At 48.6% G+C, this 626-nt stretch carries 1 protein-coding gene; it reads right to left on the reverse strand.

The window, feature by feature from the left end:
* Positions 1-578 (reverse strand): IS630 family transposase (locus MWC30_RS21730; RefSeq protein ID WP_244086291.1); only part of this gene is annotated, 578 nt, incomplete at its 3' end.
* Positions 579-626: the final 48 nt, after the last annotated feature.

The raw sequence follows: 626 nt of genomic DNA on the forward strand, positions 1-626 counted from the left end.
GAGAGATAGGCTGAGAAGGATAGCCATTCATACTTTATCTTCCTCCACAGGATCTCAATGAGATTGAGCTCAGGAGAATAGGTGGGGAGGAATTTAATGTAGAGGTTCTTCTTGGCCCATCGCGGTAAATTGGCGATAAAAGCCCTGCTTTTGTGCACCGGAGCATTGTCGATGATGACGAAGGTCTTCCTCTTGAGATTCATGCTGAATGCATCAAAGAAGGCGCAGACTGCGTTAGCGTCCACACGTCCTTTGACGGTGAAGGGGATGAGCTCGTTTTCTTTGTCCATGAATGCGAGCACGTTGATGCGAGACCTTGTTGTGGTGCATGCAGGAAGAAGGACGTGTTCTCCTGTGGGCTGCCAGGCATAAGGGATTGAGGGATCAAGGCAGAAGCCCGCCTCATCATAGTAGAACAGATCCACCTCTTCCTCATTCCTTCGACTCTCGAGTCGATCGATTTTCTCTTTTGCTCTTTGAAATTTCTGCTCATCTCGTTTGGATTTGAGGGATTTGCGGACACGCTTCCACCTGAGATTGGCCTTCTTGAGAGCCCTCTTGACCGTCCACTCGCTCACCTGCTTTCCTCTCTTATCTTGAAGCAAAGCGAGTATTTTCTTCACATT

Origin of the sequence: Desulforhabdus sp. TSK, from assembly GCF_022836495.1 — a bacterium.
Classification (GTDB): domain Bacteria; phylum Desulfobacterota; class Syntrophobacteria; order Syntrophobacterales; family Syntrophobacteraceae; genus Desulforhabdus.